Here is a 16,112-nt window from a genome sequence, read left to right on the forward strand (position 1 = left end):
CCAGTGAGAGTCACGCTCTTACTCGACAATCACGTTCCCGGCGGTTGGGAATGTCGCCGAGGAGCGCCCGGACCGCAGCGAAGCGAGGACCGGACGCACCGCAGAGCGGCGCACCCAACCGCCGAGCCGGCCGGAGGCCGGCCTTGAACGAGTAAAGAAAGTTCTCACAGCTCGTCGTCGCCGAGTCGCTCCAGGGCACGGCTCGCAGCACGCGCCTTGTCAGCCGCTGGCAGCCAGGGGTGGAAGCCCCGCTGCGACTCGGCTTCCTCCATCGCTCGATCAAGCGCATCGGAGATGCCGCGGAGATCCGCGAAGCCGAGCGCACGGATGCCGGTGCGGATCGCGTCGAGGTTGGGTTCCGCTGAGAGGAGTGCCTCGATCGCCTGGACGGTCTTCGGCGTGTAGCGCTTTGCGAAGGACTGCGTGATCGCTCCCTGCATTGCAGCGAGTTCGCCGATCGGCGGCTTCGGCTGGTGAAACTTGTGCGTGTAGGCGTTGAAGACGCTGCGATAGTCCCGGGTGGCGCGATCTGCGGCCTCCGCTGCCCACGACATCTGCAGGAACGCTTCGTCGTGGTTCTGCGGGGTCTCGCCGCTGATCTTCTGAGTATCCATTGCCTCGACCCCGGCAGCGGCTCGCTCCTTGAGCCGTTGGAGGACGTTGCGAACCGGGTCGGGAACGACGCCCCACGTCGGCAGTGCCGGCAGCTCGCTCATGGTGACTCCTCCACGGCTCTGAGCTTACTCGTGTGCCGTTTTTCTGCGAGTGGCGACATCAGAAGCGCTCGGTGAGAAAAAGGTTGACTACCTGAGCGGGAAGTGTGATGCTGGTCCCGTGAGCAAAAAGTTCACCAGTTGAGAGGAACTAGTAATGGCAATCCAGTCAGCAATCCCGGTCAGCTTCGACGCGTTCTTCCCGCGCGGGGCGTTCGTCGTCGGCGAGGTCGAGCCGATCGTCAAGTGGTCCGACGACGGCGAGCGGCAGGGGCAGGATCTCGACAAGAACTCCGGTCACCCGCTCTGGCAGGTCCGCGTGATCGACGCCGACCCCGACGCCAAGAAGGGCCAGGGCGAGGTCACCGTCAAGATCGCGAGCATCTCCGAGCCGCAGCTGCCGCCCGAACTGAACGGCCTGCCGTTCCGCCCGGCCGTGTTCGAGGGCCTCACCGTGACGCCGTACGTCAAGGAGGGGCAGGGGCGTCCCCGCGTCGCCTACTCGCTCCGCGCCCGCGAAATGAAGCCGGCGCCCAAGCCGCGGGGTGCCGAGTAATGCGAACCGCCGTGCCGCGCGAGCTGCGGAGCTGGGGTGACGAGATCGGCATTCTCCTGCGCCGGTGGTGGTGGGCTGCGGCGATCGTGGTGGTCGTCTCGTGGCTGCCGCCGGTGCCGGCCGTGCAGGTTGCGTTCAACATCGGATGCCTGGCTCTTGTCCTCCTGCTCGGCGTCTGGGTGACGGTCACTGCTCTGCGGATGCCGCGTCGCCCCGAGGAGAAGTGGAAGCGCGATGTCTCGCGCAACATCCTCGCGAGCTGGCCCAGCGTCGCGATGCGCGTCGGCCTCGGCGCCCCCGGCTACGGCACGCGCGGCATGGTGGTTCCCGCAATCAGCACCCCAGTGTGGCAGGGCTGGACTTGTGCGGTCGGCGTTGCCCTCCCTCAGGGACTCGGCCGTGAGCATCTGCAGGTGGAGGCAGATCTTCTCGCGCAGGCCTTCGGTGCACGCCGCGCGACGGTCCACGGCGAGCACATCGGCGCCATGGCGCTGCGGCTCGAATACGTCGATGCACTCGAGTTCGCGTTCTCCCTCGACCTGCCCGCGGCGTGGGACGGCAAGACGGTCCCCATGGGCAGAGACGCAACGGGCGGACCGTGGTCGCTTCGCCTCGGTCCTCACACCCTCGTGGCCGGCGCGTCGGGTAGCGGCAAGGCGTCGCTGGTGTGGGGTCTGCTTCTCGGGCTCGCCGAACCGATCCATACCGGCCTGGTCGAGGTCTGGGGGATCGATCGTAAGGGCGGCATGGAACTCGCTCTCGGGCGCTCGTTGCTCACGCGGTTCGCCGCCGACGCTGAGCGCTCGGTGATTCTGCTCGAGGATGCCGTCGCCGCGATGCAGCAGCGAGCTAAAGATCTCGCGGGCAAGACGCGACAGCACGTCGCGACCCTCGACAGCCCGACGATCGTCGTGCTGATCGACGAGCTCGCGGCACTCACTGCCTACGAGACCGACCGTGATCTGCTCCGCCGGGCCAACGCCGCACTCGCGACCCTCGCCTCACAGGGCCGCGCTGTCGGGTTTATCGTGTTCGCCTGCCTCCAGGACCCGCGAAAGGAGACGTTGCCGGCGCGCGGCCTCTTCACTCAGACGGTCGGTCTCCGATTGCGCGACCGTATGGAGACCGCGATGGTCCTCGGCGACGGAGCAGTCGCGGCAGGTGCACGCTGTCACGAAATCTCGCCGAACACACCCGGCGTCGCCTACGTCCTCCCCGAAGACGGTCGTCCGCCTGAGCGCGTCCGCGCCGGCCTGATCACTGACGACATGATCCGTGACGTCGCGGCCCGTTATGCCGCGCCGCGGCAGGTGCCTGTCGTCGTTCCCGAGCCTCCCGCTCCTGAAGAGCGTCAGCCCCGCCCACCTCGTGCGCCGCGAGCCCCGCGACGCACCTCACGAAAGGAAACCGCATCATGAACAGCATCCGTGGTCTCGCATCTGCCGCCATGGTTGGCCTCGTCGCGGCGCTCGTCCTGTCGGGATGTGCGGCGCCGACTGGGAGCCCGTCACCCACCCCAAGTCGCCAGACGACCGGGGCACGCCCCGCTGACGTTCTTGCGCCCTGCAACCTGGGGGAGAAGTGGGACCGCGCCGCCATGCTCAAGGTCGCACGATACGACGCGCCCGCCGTCGACGACAGTCTGCTCGACGACTACGGGCCGACCATCGCAAACAACTCCTGCTCGGACGCAGCGATCATCAACTGGCAGGAGCTGCGTCGCGAGACCGACGAGAGCGATGAGATCTGCCGCATCACCTGGTACGACGACCCTTTCATGGGCCTGACCTACCCGATCGGCTGCGCGGTGCCCGTGATGGTGGTGACCGATGCGTCTCGATGAATCCGTCGCACGGCGGCTCCGCAGCGAGGAATACGACCGTTGGATGCACAACGTCGCCTCGACGGGCTACTGCCTCAACCCGGTGCGTCTCGTCGGGTCCTCGACGACGCTCCACGAGGCATCCGGCGAGGTCCTCTCGGAGTACTCGTCCGCGCGCGAGCCGGACGGCGTCACCTTCACCCGGTGCGGCAATCGACGCGCCACACGCTGCGAGTCCTGCAGTTACGAGTACAAGGGCGACACCTGGCACATGATCATGGCCGGCGCTGCGGGTGGGATGAAGGAGGTGCCAGAGGAGGTCGCCGAGCACCCGATGGTCTTCCTCACGCTCACTGCCCCGTCGTTTGGAGCGGTGCACACGACCGCGGTCGACCGCCGCACCGGAGTCTGCGAGCACGGCAAGCCGAGAGGATGCCGCTGCCACCATGACAACGATGACCCGCAGCGGGGTGATGCGGTGTGCGCCGAGTGCTACGACTACGTCGGTCACGTCGTCTGGCAGTACCACGCGCCTGAACTGTGGCGTCGGTTCACGATCCGGCTGCGCCGCGAGCTGGCTCGATCGCTCGGCCTGACGCAGCGCGCAGCGGCCCGCGTCGTACGGCTGCAGTTCGCGAAGGTCGCCGAATTTCAGCGTCGAGGGGTGGTGCATTTCCATGCGATCATCCGGCTCGACGGCATCCATCAGCAGCTTCCGTTTCCGGCGCCGCCGGCCGCGGTGTCGACCGATCACCTCGTGGCCGCAATCCAATCTGCGGTGAAGAAGACGAGCGTCGCTGCGGCTCAGCTTCCTGGCGACGCCAGGACTCGCACGCTCACCTGGGGCAAGCAGTTCGACGTGCGGCCGATCGTGCGTCGCGAGGGTCTTGACGGTGCACTGTCCGACCGCGCTGTGGCCGCTTACATCGCGAAGTACGCCACGAAAGCGACCGAAGACCTCGAGCCGACTGGCGCCGGCCGTGACCACATCAAGCGCATCAAATCGACCGTCCGCGAGCTGGCGGCTGTCGTCGATCCGGAAGGTCCGTACGAGCAGCTCCACCGTTGGGACGGGATGCTCGGCTTCCGCGGCCATTTCTCGACGAAGTCGCGGCGCTACTCGGTGACGCTCGGCTCGCTCCGCGGCGCGCGACGGACCTGGCGCCTCCAGCACCTGCTCGCAAAGACGAAGCCGACCGAGGAGATCCGCCCCGACGAGGTGCTCATCATCGGCTCCTGGGCATACGCGGGCATGGGCTGGCTCACGAACGGCGACAAAGCACTCGCGAGAGAGGCAGCGGATGCCGCCCGCCAGTGGCGCCACGATCGCGCACGAGACCGCAACACCCCACCTACCGAAAGGAGCACGACATGACCACTCACACGCTCGTCGACGACCCCGAGATCGACGTCGCCGACAACTCCGAGCAGAACGGTTACCTGACTCGCCGCGAGGCGGCCGCACTCTGCCGCGTGCCGCTGTCGACTTTCGACTCGCTGCGGCGGCAGAACCGGTTCCCGTTCCCCGACGCGCACATGGGCAAGCACATGCTCTGGCGGGCATCGACCATCGCAGCGTTCCTCGAGGCAGGCGGTACCCGCGGTGTCGGCTGAAAGAAGCCAACGGGTCGACCCGAAGACACGGCGCCCGCTGCCTGAGGGCATCCGCTTCCGCAAGGATCGCGGCAAGTATCAGGTGCGGGTTTGGGCAATCGGGCTTAACGGGGAGCAGCGAGAACGGTCGACGTTTGTCGAGACTCTCGCCGAAGCGAAGAAGCTCCGCGCTGAGACCCTCACTCGCCGCTATCCCGATGGCGATATGACGCTCGCCCAGTGGCACTCGCGGCACTGGTCGGTCATCGAGGGCAGTGTGCGTGCGTCGACCGCTCGTGCCTATGAGCGCGGCTGGCGCCTGCGTGTGAAGCCGTGGCTCGGACACGTGAGGCTCGAGAAGCTCACGGCGGGCGTCATCGAGGAAGCGATCGCCGGATGGGAGGGGAGCACTTCCACGCGGATCGATGCGCTCTCGGTGCTGAGCCGGCTCCTCGACGGCGCGGTCCGCGCACACCTGGTGCCCCTGAACCAGGCGCGTCTCGCGCGTCGGCCGAAGTCGGAGTCGGCGACGAGCCTGCGCTCTCGCGCGCTTACGGCCGCGGAGGTGCCTACGCTGCTCGCAGCGATCGATGATGCGCACTATCGGCGCTACATTGCCGCTCTCGTCTACACCGGTATGCGCGCCAATGAGGCGACGGCATTGCGCATGGAAGACGTCGATCTTGCGCATCGGACGATCCACGTGCGTCGGGCATTCAGCATCGGCGCGGACGGACGCGGGGTCGAGCTGACGCCGAAGAGCCACAAGGAGCGGGACGTCCCGATCCCGACACCGCTCGTCGCTCCGCTGACCGAGGCCATGGCCGGCAAGCACCGCGGCGACCTCGTGTTCACGGGTCCTCGGGGCGGGCGGATCAACGCCTCCAACGTGCGCCGCGCGATCGACTGGAAGACGCTCCGCGCGAAGCTGCACCGGGACGACCTCCGGCTCCACGACCTACGCCATACGCTCGCCACCATGCTGTTCGATGCCGGCGCGTCCGCGAACGACGTGCAGGCGGTACTCGGCCACTCGAGCATGCAGATGACCGAGCGATACAGCCGCGCTCGGTCCGACGTCGCCAAGCGGGCGGCCGCCGCAATCGACTCGCTGTTCGGCTCGGGCCTCGGTCAAGCTGAGAGAGGCGGCGATTCATGATCATCCGGAACGAAGACGGCACCATGACGCTCGGCGCTGACCGGCTGCCAGGCAGCGTATGGGGCTCCAACCTGCGAGCGATCCTGCCGACGTCCAGGTGGGTAGCGCTAAGTCGCAGGACTGCAGAGCGCGCCGGCCGAGTGTGCGAGGTGTGTGATCAGCCGTCGTTCTACGGCGAGGGCACGCGGAACCCGGACTGTCATGAGATGTGGGAGTTCGACAGAAACGGATCTCACCCTGTCCAGCGGCTCACCGGGGTGATCGCGCTGTGCGGCGCCTGCCATGAAACACAGCACTCCGGGCTGGCGGAGCTCAACGATCGGTGGGAGTCCGTCATCGCGACCTTGTGCCGAGTGAACGGGTGGGACCGAGCGGATGCTGAGGCAGACATCGGGCGCTCTCGCGATCGCTACCGCGACCTTTCGAGCATGGAGTGGGATCTGGATCTCACGCTGATTGACGGGTGGGTCACGCTCGATGGGTATCCCGATCTCCTGATCCCGTCCGAGGGTCGTGCGACTCTGGGAAACACGCTCGACAAGACCAAGCGGAAGCTCTCGCTCGTCGTCGGCGCCGAGATCCCGGACGCGATTTGGAGGTGGTGATGTGAGCGGGTCGGAGTCGCAGTTCGCGACCGCAATGGATGTAGTCCGCGCCGCAGCGAGGGGCGATATCTCGCGCGAAGAACTGGTGAGGACGCTTCGCTCGTGGACATATGAGCCGCAGTACAAGACGACCGGCCTCGCGGATGACTGGGAAACCCGGCCGAACAGCTTCGATGCCGTCGAGTACGCCTTCATTGCAGATCTGATTGACGAGCACGACTACGAACTCATCTTCCGACGACTCGACAACGACTGAGAGTCTCTGATCGCATCGCGCCGCGGCGTTCCAGCCCGGGCCAGCCATCAACGTCTACCCGCAGTGGCGTAGAGCTATCCTGGCAGGTTATGAAAAATCAGGATCTAGATGTTGCTGGCCATAACGTTGTGGTCACGTAGGAAGGTCGCGGCAGGAGGCTCCGCCTCTGCGCGCGTCATCTCGGATTGGCTACAGGTACCTGCAGACCTCGTCGGCGTTGCAGGTCTCGGGTTCGGGTTCTGCGGCTGCGTCGCGGAGGGCGGCAACGTTGTCGCGGAGGGAGACGAGATCCGAGATCTGGCGCTCAATGTCCTTCAGACGAACGTCTAGGAGGTCCCGGACGTGGCCGCAGGGAATCTCGCCTCCATCGCGGATGTCGAGGATCTGTTTGATCTGCGCGAGGGTAAGTCCGGCAGCCTGGCCGCGGTGGATGAAGTCGATCCGAGTCGCTGCTTCCGGATCGTAGTCGCGGTATCCCGACGCGGTGCGCTCGGCCGCGGGAAGCAGGCCCTGCTCCTCGTAGAACCGCAGGGTCTTGGCGGTGGTGCCGGCCGCCTCGGCGAGTTCGCCGATCCTCATCTGGGTCTCCGATGTGTCACAGGTCGCACTTGACCTTCCCCCGTACTGGAAGGTCCATTGTGGCTGCATCAAGAGCAATTCTCAAGACTCAGGGGAGGAATCGAGATGCAGTCCAGGTACGACCTTGCGATCATCGGATCGGGTGGCGCCGCGTTCGCCGCCGCCATCCGCGCGACCACGCTCGGCAAGTCGGTGGTGATGATCGAGCGCGGCACTTTCGGCGGCACGTGCGTGAACACCGGCTGCGTGCCGTCGAAGGCGCTCATCGCCGCCGCTGAGGCCCGCCAGACCGCTGCCGAGGCGGGCAACCGTTTCCCGGGGATCGCCACCACAGCGGACGACGTGGACATGCCCGCGCTGATCAGCAGCAAGCAGGACCTCGTCGAGGAACTTCGGGGTGAGAAGTACGTCGACGTCGCCGACGCCTACGGCTGGCAGATCCGCCACGGCGACGCTGCGTTCGCCGGCACGCCAGAAGCGCCCGTTCTTGAGGTCACCGCGACTGACGGTGCGGTCGAGACGATCGACGCTGATCACTACCTGGTCGCCACCGGCGCCAGCGCATGGGCCCCACCGATCGACGGTCTTGAGGAGGCCGGCTACCTGACCTCGACCACGGCGATGGAGTTGACCAAGGTTCCCGACTCGCTGCTGGTGCTCGGCGGCGGCTACGTCGCCTTGGAGCAGGCCCAACTGTTCGCCCGGCTCGGGTCCAAGGTCACCCTGCTGGTTCGTTCCCGGCTGGCGTCGAAGGAGGAGCCGGAGGTATCCAAGGCGCTGCAGGAGGTCTTCGCCGACGAGGGCATCCGCGTGGTCCGCCGTGCGGTCCCGACCCACGTTGCCCGTGACGACGTCAGGGGCCAGGTTGTTGTCACCGCTGACATCTCCGGCGGCGAGCAGGAATTCCACGCCGAACAGGTCCTCGTCGCCCTCGGCCGCCGACCGGTCACCGATGGGCTGAACCTCGATGCGGTGGAGGTGAAGACCGGCGACACGGGCGAGATCGTGGTCACCGACCAACTGCAGTCCTCCAACCCCCGGATCTGGGCAGCCGGCGACGTGACCGGGCACCCCGAGTTCGTCTACGTCGCCGCCCATCACGGCAACATGGTCGCTGAGAACACGTTCGCTGGCGCTGAGCGGTCGGTGGACCACAGCCGGCTGCCGCGGGTGACCTTCACCAGTCCGGCGATCGGCGCGGTCGGGATGACCGAGGCCCAGGTGCTCGCTGCCGGGATCCGCTGCGACTGCCGCGTCCTGCCGCTGGACTACGTGCCCCGGGCGCTGGTCAACCGCGACACCCGCGGCTTCATCAAGATCGTCGCCAACGCTGAGACCGGCGAGATCCTCGGCCTCACCGCCGTCGCCAAAGACGCCGGCGAGCTCGCCGCCGCCGGTGTCCACATCCTCGGCAAGACCGTCACCGAGGTCGCCGACGCATGGGCGCCCTACCTGACCATGACCGAAGGCATCCGGATCGCCGCCAAGGCCTTCACCACCGACATCTCCAAGCTGTCCTGCTGCGCGTGACCCGCAGCCGACAGCCTCCACCCGACTCATGAAGAAGGTACCGCCATGTCGGAGCTCACGACGCAACTGCCCGAACGACTCAACAACACCGAAGAGACCGGCCTTGACGCCGTCCTATTGATCCCGCTGCTGCGGCTGATCGTCGAGGGCGGCCCGGTCACCGTCGAGCAGTTCGCCGCGGCCGCCGGCCGTCCGGTCGACGACGTACGCACGGGTCTGGCCGCGGTGCCGGACACCGAGTACGACGACCAGGGCCGCATCATCGGCCAGGGCCTCACCCTGCGCCCCACCCCTCACCGGTTCACCGTGGCCGGTGAGGAGCTCTACACCTGGTGCGCCCTGGACACCCTGATCTTTCCGACCCTGCTCGAGCGCGCGGCGAGCGTGGAGTCGGTCTCCCCGACCAGCGGCGAGCCGATCCGGGTCACCATCGACCCCGCCGCCGGCGTCACCAGCGTCGAACCCGCCACCGCGGTGGTGTCGCTGGTCAACCCCGACCAGATCACCTCGATCCGGTCCTCCTTCTGCAACCAGGTCCACTACTTCACCTCCGATGAGGACGCCGCGGGCTGGCTGGCCGAGCACCCCCGCGCCGAGGTCGTGCCCGTGGCCGTTGCCTATCGGATCGGTACCGACCTCACGACCGGCTTCCTCAACCAGTTCCAGGCCAACGCGGCAGTGGCCGACGACGGCCACTGCCGCTGCTGACCAAGAACACCGAAGGGAACTCCACTCCGATGAAGTCCAACCACGACGACCAACCGGGAGGCAGCGGCCTGCTCCTCGGAGCCGGGGCCGCGCTGCTCATGGTCGCCTGCTGCGCCCTACTTCCCTTGCTCCTCGCCGGTGGTCTGCTGGCCAGTGTCGGCGGGTTCCTCGGCAACCCCTGGGTGATCGGCACCGGCATCGCCGTCCTGGTGCTCGCGGTCCTCGCGACCACGCGGCGCCGCAGCGGCGGCAACAACGCCAGGCATGGCTGTTGCCCGCCTGTGAACTCCACCCACCCCAGCGACACGAAGGACGACCAGAATCGATGACGCTTACCCGCACCCGCCGCGCGACCCTCTCGGTCGCCGGTCTCCTGCTTGCAGGCTCCCTGGCTCTGACCGCCTGCGGAAACACCGACGCCACACCAGCCGCAGATGCGGGCACGCCAGCGGCGGTTACTAGCATCGACGGCCAGATGGTCAGCCTGCCCGCCAGCGGGAAGCCGACCGCGGTGTTCTTCTTCTCCGTCGGCTGCGGCGAATGCGTTGAAGGCGTCCGCTCCCTCGGCGAGGCCGCCACCGCTGCCGAGAAGTCGGGTGCTGGGGCGAGCTTCCTCGCCGTCGACATGGACCCCGGCGAGTCCAAGGAGACCATCGAGGGATTCATGGAGTACGTCGACGCCGAACACGTCCCGGCCGCCATAGACGAGGGTGCCGCCTTGTCCCAGCGATTCGACGTTGCCGCCCTGTCCACCCTCATCGTCATCGACGGCGACGGCAAGGTGACCTTCCGTGCCACCGAGCCCGACGCGAAGACGATCACCGCCGAACTCGTCAAGGCCGGAGCCTGATCCATGGGCGGATTGCTCAGCCTCGCCTTCGCCGCCGGCATGGTGGCGCCGGTCAACCCGTGCGGGTTCGCGCTGCTGCCGGCCTGGATCAGCCAGACCCTCGGCGACGCTGACGCCTCGCCCGTCCCGGTGCGGCTGCTGAGGGCCCTGCGGTCCGGAATCGCACTGGCGATCGGGTTCGCCGGCACCCTCGCAGCTGCGGGCCTGCTGGTGAGCGCCGGGGCTCGGGGCCTGATCCAGGCAGCGCCCAAACTCGGTCTCGCCGTAGGCGTCCTACTGGTGCTCCTCGGCCTGTGGATGCTGGCCGGCCGTTCGATCTCCGTGCGGTTGCCCCGGATCACCGGCCGAGCAACCGAAGGCCTCCCGCCAACCGCCCGGATGCTGGTCTTCGGGATCGGCTACGCCCTCGCCTCCCTGTCGTGCACCTTCGGAGTGATCCTTGCTGTCATCGCCCAGGCACAGGCCACCGCCAGCTACGCGGGGCTGCTGCTGGTCTTCGGTGTCTACGCCGCCGGCTCAGCCAGCATCCTGCTGCTGCTCGCACTCGCGACCACCGCCGCGGGTACCGGCCTAACCCGCCACGTCGCACGCCTCGGGAGTTATGGCCCCCGGATCACCGGCGCCGTCTTGCTGCTCACCGGCGTCTACCTCGCGTGGTACTGGTGGCCCGCCGCCACCGCCGACAACAACCTCGTCGCGACCGGCCGTGCCGGCGGTGTCGCCAGGCTCTCAACGACCCTGTCCGGCTGGGTTCAGGCTCACACGGCGCCGATCGCGGCGCTCGCGGTCATCTCCCTCCTCGTAGTACTCGCCCTTGGCGCCGCCCATAGGCGGCGTCGAGCCAGTTCCGAATCGCCGGAGGCCTGCTGCGACACCACGAACGTCGGGCTCGGCGTGTCAGGCGGCGACCACGAGGGTCAGTAGCCGACGGCTGAATGGGGGGCTTGGTCCGGGACTCAGCGACTCGACTGGAACATTCTTCGAAGGACGTGCATGACTCACCGCAACTCGCCACTGTCAGTCGAGGGACGTCGGCGGCTGGTCGAGCGTTGCAAGACCCGGCCGATCGCTCACGTGGCAGCTGAGATGGGAATCTCCCGCGCTACCGCGTCAAAGTGGGTCCATCGCCATCGTGAGTTCGGTGAGGTCGGTCTGCTCGACCGCTCATCGACGCCTAAGCAATCCCCGACAGCCACCCCCAACGTCGTTGTTCGCGAAGTCGAACGCATGCGGCGCGAGCACAAGTGCTCAGCGGCTCGGATCACGTTCGAGCTCGAACAGGTCGGCATTCAGATCAGTCGGCGCACGGTGAGTCGCATCCTCACCGACCTGCAGCTCAACCGGCGCCGCTTCATCGACCCGACCGGGGAAAGTAACCGCGAAGCGAGGAAGATTGTCGCTCGGTGCCCCGGCCACATGGTTCACCTGGACGTCAAGAAGGTCGGCCGAATCCCCGATGGCGGCGGATGGCGGGCTCATGGCAAGGACAGCCCGGAAGCTCGCGCCGTCGCGCGGACGAAAACCCGCGGCACGCGAGCCGGCTACGTCTACCTCCACTCAGCGATTGACGGCTACTCACGCCTCGCGTACACCGAGGCTTTGCCGAACGAGCAGGCCGCGACGGCCGTTGCGTTCCTCGCGCGAGCGCGGGCATGGTTCGCGGCTCATGGCATCACGCACATCGAACGGATCGTGACCGACAACGGATCCTGTTACCGCGCCTCAGCGCTCGCCGATGCACTGGCCGGGTCGCGGCACCAACGGATCACGCCCTACACGCCCCGCCACAACGGAAAGATCGAGCGGTACAACCGGATCCTTGCCGAAGAGTTCCTCTATGCACGGACATGGACCTCAGAAGACGAACGCGCCAACGCCCTCGAGCGCTGGAACCTGCACTACAACTACCACCGCCCGCACGGTGCCGCGGACGGTCAGCCGCCGGCCACGCTCGTGCCAATTCGCGTCAACAACGTCCTGGCCTCATACATCTAGACCGCACTGTGGTGCTCGGCGGGGTCGAGTACAACATCGTGTTCGCATCTGAGGTGAACGAGGAGCAACGCCTCGAATTGAATCTCCCCGCGCGCGGCACGCGTTGCTCCTGTGTCAGGTGCGCCTGTGAGAACGAAGCAGACACCGGCTCAGTTGCGCGCCCTATGTGCGGTTGTTGCCTCGCCGACTGCCCCGACGTTCATCCAGAGCGGGGAGTCTGCAGGGCAACTTGGGCGACCGCTGGTGGCTAGATGCGCGTCTCCTGGTCAGCGGAACACCCGTCTGAGGTTCGCCCGCCATGGCGGATCAAGACGGTCGGGCTGAACCCCCGAGAGAGCGCCGGACAACCCTCGGACGACACGCCGAGTGACCTGAAAAAACCTCTGTTCAGAGTTTGACGACTGCCGGCGCCGGGAGTTAGGGTAGGACCATAAATACCAGCCCCGCTGTCGCTCAATAACTTTCGAGTTGCCGAGATGACATGGGCTGGTTTTCTTTTTCGCCATGATGGGTAGCGTGAAGGAACACCTCCCGTACGACGATCAGCTCGCGAAGATGCTCGGTCGCGGGCTCACGAGCGCCGATCGCCCGGGTGCCATCGCTGCGCTCAAGCGAATCGGGTACTACCGATTGTCGGCGTACACCTACCCGTTCCGCGAGCCGCCATCAGAAGCAGATATTGCAGCCAAGCGAACGCGCGCGGAGACCTTCCGGCCCGGCTCGAGCCTTGAGGACGCGCTTCATCTCTACGAGTTCGATCGTAAGCTCCGCGCGGTGGTCTTGCAGGCTCTCCAGGAGCTTGAGGTCGGTTTCGCAACAAAGATTGGCTACACGCTCGGCAAGCGGGCAGGAGACGGCCACCTGAAGCTCCAGCACCTCGATGCATCGGCATGCACGGTCGTCAACCGGGACGGCGTCACGGCGCACGCAGCTTGGGTCGCACGATACGAGAAGCTCCGAAGCGATGCGAAGGATGAGGAGTACGTAAAGCACCACGTCCTGCACTACGGCGGTGAGATCCCGATCTGGGTAGCGACGGGGTTCATGGACTTTGGCTGTCTGATCCGGCTGTACTCGCTGATGGACGCTCGCGATCGGAAGAAGATTGCGTACGAGTTCGGTCTGAGGGGCAACGGCGCGGACACGCTCTACCGATGGCTGCGCGCGCTCAACATCCTTCGCAACAACTGTGCCCACAGCAATCGAATCTGGAACCGAGCGACAGTCGATGTGCCGCCGAAGTTCGCCACCCAGGTCGCGCCGGAGCACCTGCATCATCTCAACGATCTGGACAACGACCGACGGCAGAAGATCTACTTGCTGATCGCCCTCACGGCGCACCTCGAGCGAGCGGTGAACCCGTCGAGCACCTGGGCATGGTCGGCCCTGCCAACTCAAGCAAAGAAGCTTGGCAACGTTGGCGGGATGACGCTCGAGAACACGATGGGATTCCCGGATGGATGGCAGGAGCTGGCGCTCTGGAGAAAGTAGTTCCTGAGGAGCACTGCGATTGACGCCCGAACCGGCCCTCGACCGGCCCAAGCTCCCATGACGAGGGATTCGCGTCTCGCCGCGCTCGCTCCATGTACGGGAACTTCGGTCGCTCAGCGTTGAGTCGGAGCAGCAGTAAGGCGACACGGAAACCGCCCCGCACCAGGGAAAAGCAAAACCCCCGCCATGTAGAAGCTAGGCGAGGGTTTCTGGGACCGTTGTAACGACGGTCCGTGTGGCTCCGACGGGCGTCGATCCCGTGACCTCACGATTTTCAGTCGTGCGCTCTACCAACTGAGCTACAGAGCCTCGCGACACCATGGATGCCGCGACCGAAACGAAAGGCCCTTCGAAAAGGGCCCGTCGCTCAGAGCGACCCTGACGGGACTTGAACCCGCGACCTCCGCCGTGACAGGGCGGCACGCTAACCAACTGCGCTACAGGGCCATGCGTATTTAGTTGTTCTACCGGAAAGTGACCCCAACGGGATTCGAACCCGTGCTACCGCCGTGAAAGGGCGGCGTCCTAGGCCGCTAAACGATGGGGCCGGATGAGCCCGAAACCTGGCGATTTCGTGCTCGCTTGCCGACGACCGAGCCTACTTCATGATTCGCGAGATTGCCAATCGAGGGCGTGGCGTCCGTGTCGGAGGGGGCATCGGGGCCGAGAATGAGGCCCGACGGCGGGAACTCGCCCTGTTGCTCCTGTGACTCGTGTTGCTACTGTGTTCCGAGTTGCGAACCGGTGAGAGAAGGTATTCCCGTGACGCTCGAGCGCCCCGAAGATCAAGACGACTGCGGTTGCGCGCCCTCCGCGAGTGAGAGGCGCCGTCTATGGCCGTCGCTCGACCGTCGGAGCGCGCTGAAGCTGGGAGCCATCGGCGCCGTGGCGGTCGGTGCCTTCGGCGCGACGGTTCCGTCGTTCGGTTCGCCCGCCTACGCCGCCGACTACCCCTCGTGGGACGACGTCGAGGCCGCGCGGGCGAATGAAGCCGCGAAAGCGGGCGAGATCACGCGCATCCAGGGCCTCATCCAGCAGCTGCAGTCCGAGGTGGCGCGCACGCAGGCCGAAGTGGTCGCCCGTTCCGACGAGTACTACACCGCGCAGCAGGCCTACTTCGACGCCGACTATCGCGCCCAGCAGATCCAGTCGCAGGCCGACGCCGAGGCGCAGAAGGCGACGGATGCCGCCACCAAGGCCGGCAAGGTCGCCGCCCAGCTCTACCGCGCCGGCGGCGATGACACCTCTCTCGACCTGTTCTTCTCCGGTTCGGCCGCGACGGCCGACGATCTGCTCGCGAAGCTCGGGACGATGGACAAGCTCGTCGATCGCAACCGCGCGGTGTACGCCGCCGCGGTGACGGCGCGCGACAACGCCAAGAACCTGAGCAACCAGGCCAACGACGCTCGCGCCGAGCGCGACCGTCTGCAGAAGATCGCCGAAGAGAAGATGGTCGCCGCTCAGCAGGCCGCCGCGGCCGCGCAGGACGCCCTCGCGGCCCAGCAGGCCAACCAGGCGACGCTCGAGGCGCAGCTCGCGGCTCTCCAGGACACGACCGCGAAGACCGTCGCCGACTACCAAGCGGGTGTCGAGGCGGAGCGCAAAGCCCGCGAAGAGCGCGAGCGCAAGGCCCGTGAAGAGGCCGAAGCGCGTGACCGTGCCGAGCGCGAGCGTCGCGAGCAGGAAGCGCGCGACAACGCCAACAACAACAGCGGTGGCGGCGGTGGCGACAGCGGCGGCGGTGGCGATGGCGGCGGCGGAGGCAACAGCGGCGGGGGCGGTGGCCCGGGCGGCTGGTCCCGCCCGTCGTGGGCCGGCACGACCTCGGGCTACGGCCCGCGCTCGAGCCAGTGCAACGGCAGCTACTGCGCGAGCTCGTGGCACCTGGGTCTCGACTTCGGCGCCGGATGCTGGTCGCCGATCTACGCAGCCTTCGACGGCCGTGTGACGTACGCCGGGTACAACGGCGGTTACGGCAATTACATCCGCATCGAGCACCCCGACGGTTCCGGCACGGGCTACGCCCACATCGTCGACGGCGGTATCTACGTCTCGTACGGCCAGTGGGTCTCGTCGGGTCAGCAGATCGCGGCCACCGGTCAGACGGGCAACTCCTTCGGCTGCCACCTCCACTTCGAGGTCTACCCGCCGTGGGGCGGGACGACCGACCCGGCGCCCTGGCTGCGCTGGCGCGGAATCGACGTCTGACACTCCTCGTCGGATACGAAAGAACCCCTGGTCCTGCGACCGGGGGT

Annotated in this window: 18 protein-coding genes and 3 tRNA genes; 16 read left to right on the top strand and 5 right to left on the bottom strand. The window is 66.8% G+C overall.

What is annotated here, in order from left to right; translation table 11 throughout:
* Nucleotides 1–164: 164 nt before the first annotated feature.
* Entirely contained in the window at nucleotides 165–716 is a 552-nt protein-coding gene (locus tag NS220_RS05160; RefSeq protein ID WP_058623020.1) for a hypothetical protein, read from the bottom strand.
* 154 nt (nucleotides 717–870) lie between these two features.
* Between NS220_RS05160 and NS220_RS05165 the strand changes: the two genes are divergently transcribed.
* From NS220_RS05165 to NS220_RS05200, 8 genes are all read left to right on the top strand, one after another.
* Nucleotides 871–1,269, top strand: a complete 399-nt coding sequence (locus tag NS220_RS05165; protein WP_058623021.1) for a hypothetical protein — start codon at nucleotides 871–873, stop codon at nucleotides 1,267–1,269.
* Complete coding sequence (locus NS220_RS05170; RefSeq protein ID WP_058623022.1) at nucleotides 1,269–2,687, top strand: FtsK/SpoIIIE domain-containing protein; 1,419 nt, start codon at nucleotides 1,269–1,271, stop codon at nucleotides 2,685–2,687. The genes NS220_RS05165 and NS220_RS05170 overlap by 1 nt, the downstream gene beginning before the upstream one ends.
* Entirely contained in the window at nucleotides 2,684–3,112 is a 429-nt protein-coding gene (locus NS220_RS19635; RefSeq protein ID WP_153004163.1) for a hypothetical protein, read from the top strand. The genes NS220_RS05170 and NS220_RS19635 overlap by 4 nt, the downstream gene beginning before the upstream one ends.
* The gene (locus tag NS220_RS05180; RefSeq protein ID WP_058623024.1) at nucleotides 3,099–4,466 is read left to right on the top strand and encodes a replication initiator; all 1,368 of its coding nucleotides are present in this window, start codon (nucleotides 3,099–3,101) and stop codon (nucleotides 4,464–4,466) included. Before NS220_RS19635 ends, NS220_RS05180 begins: the two co-directional genes overlap by 14 nt.
* A complete protein-coding gene (locus tag NS220_RS05185; protein WP_058623025.1) occupies nucleotides 4,463–4,705 on the top strand; it encodes a helix-turn-helix transcriptional regulator in 243 nt (80 codons plus the stop codon). The genes NS220_RS05180 and NS220_RS05185 overlap by 4 nt, the downstream gene beginning before the upstream one ends.
* A 205-nt stretch (nucleotides 4,706–4,910) precedes the next feature.
* Entirely contained in the window at nucleotides 4,911–5,843 is a 933-nt protein-coding gene (locus NS220_RS05190) for a tyrosine-type recombinase/integrase (protein ID WP_058623026.1), read from the top strand.
* The gene (locus NS220_RS05195) at nucleotides 5,840–6,448 is read left to right on the top strand and encodes a hypothetical protein (RefSeq protein WP_153004164.1); all 609 of its coding nucleotides are present in this window, start codon (nucleotides 5,840–5,842) and stop codon (nucleotides 6,446–6,448) included. Before NS220_RS05190 ends, NS220_RS05195 begins: the two co-directional genes overlap by 4 nt.
* A gap of 1 nt (nucleotide 6,449) precedes the next feature.
* Nucleotides 6,450–6,704: a hypothetical protein gene (locus NS220_RS05200; protein ID WP_058623028.1), complete on the top strand. Its 255-nt coding sequence runs from the start codon at nucleotides 6,450–6,452 to the stop codon at nucleotides 6,702–6,704.
* A gap of 189 nt (nucleotides 6,705–6,893) precedes the next feature.
* On the opposite strand, the gene NS220_RS05205 is transcribed toward NS220_RS05200, so the two are convergent.
* A complete protein-coding gene (locus NS220_RS05205) occupies nucleotides 6,894–7,283 on the bottom strand; it encodes a heavy metal-responsive transcriptional regulator (protein ID WP_040347802.1) in 390 nt (129 codons plus the stop codon).
* Between the two features lie 105 nt (nucleotides 7,284–7,388).
* On the opposite strand from NS220_RS05205, the gene merA reads away from it, so the two are divergent.
* From merA to NS220_RS05240, 7 genes are all read left to right on the top strand, one after another.
* On the top strand, nucleotides 7,389–8,813 hold the full coding sequence (gene merA / locus NS220_RS05210) for a mercury(II) reductase (protein WP_005882720.1): 1,425 nt from the start codon (nucleotides 7,389–7,391) through the stop codon (nucleotides 8,811–8,813).
* Between the two features lie 45 nt (nucleotides 8,814–8,858).
* On the top strand, nucleotides 8,859–9,521 hold the full coding sequence (gene merB, locus NS220_RS05215; protein ID WP_058623029.1) for an organomercurial lyase MerB: 663 nt from the start codon (nucleotides 8,859–8,861) through the stop codon (nucleotides 9,519–9,521).
* 29 nt (nucleotides 9,522–9,550) lie between these two features.
* On the top strand, nucleotides 9,551–9,850 hold the full coding sequence (locus tag NS220_RS05220) for a hypothetical protein (protein ID WP_005882715.1): 300 nt from the start codon (nucleotides 9,551–9,553) through the stop codon (nucleotides 9,848–9,850).
* Nucleotides 9,847–10,371: a TlpA family protein disulfide reductase gene (locus NS220_RS05225; RefSeq protein WP_005882713.1), complete on the top strand. Its 525-nt coding sequence runs from the start codon at nucleotides 9,847–9,849 to the stop codon at nucleotides 10,369–10,371. The genes NS220_RS05220 and NS220_RS05225 overlap by 4 nt, the downstream gene beginning before the upstream one ends.
* Nucleotides 10,372–10,374: 3 nt before the next feature.
* Complete coding sequence (locus tag NS220_RS05230) at nucleotides 10,375–11,295, top strand: cytochrome c biogenesis CcdA family protein (protein WP_058623030.1); 921 nt, start codon at nucleotides 10,375–10,377, stop codon at nucleotides 11,293–11,295.
* Between the two features lie 69 nt (nucleotides 11,296–11,364).
* Nucleotides 11,365–12,366, top strand: a complete 1,002-nt coding sequence (locus NS220_RS05235; RefSeq protein WP_058623031.1) for an IS481 family transposase — start codon at nucleotides 11,365–11,367, stop codon at nucleotides 12,364–12,366.
* A gap of 516 nt (nucleotides 12,367–12,882) precedes the next feature.
* Nucleotides 12,883–13,857 carry an Abi family protein gene (locus tag NS220_RS05240; protein WP_193755276.1) on the top strand — a complete coding sequence of 325 codons (975 nt, stop codon included), beginning with the start codon at nucleotides 12,883–12,885 and terminating at the stop codon, nucleotides 13,855–13,857.
* A gap of 236 nt (nucleotides 13,858–14,093) precedes the next feature.
* Here NS220_RS05240 and NS220_RS05245 read toward each other — a convergent pair.
* From NS220_RS05245 to NS220_RS05255, 3 genes are all read right to left on the bottom strand, one after another.
* Nucleotides 14,094–14,166, bottom strand: a tRNA-Phe gene (locus NS220_RS05245).
* A 64-nt stretch (nucleotides 14,167–14,230) separates the two neighbouring features.
* A tRNA-Asp gene (locus NS220_RS05250) sits at nucleotides 14,231–14,304 on the bottom strand.
* 28 nt (nucleotides 14,305–14,332) lie between these two features.
* Nucleotides 14,333–14,405 (bottom strand) — tRNA-Glu (locus NS220_RS05255).
* A 214-nt stretch (nucleotides 14,406–14,619) separates the two neighbouring features.
* Here NS220_RS05255 and NS220_RS05260 point away from each other — a divergent pair.
* Nucleotides 14,620–16,065: a peptidoglycan DD-metalloendopeptidase family protein gene (locus NS220_RS05260; RefSeq protein WP_058623033.1), complete on the top strand. Its 1,446-nt coding sequence runs from the start codon at nucleotides 14,620–14,622 to the stop codon at nucleotides 16,063–16,065.
* Nucleotides 16,066–16,112: the final 47 nt, after the last annotated feature.

The organism is Microbacterium testaceum (genome assembly GCF_001476655.1).
GTDB lineage: Bacteria > Actinomycetota > Actinomycetes > Actinomycetales > Microbacteriaceae > Microbacterium > Microbacterium testaceum_C.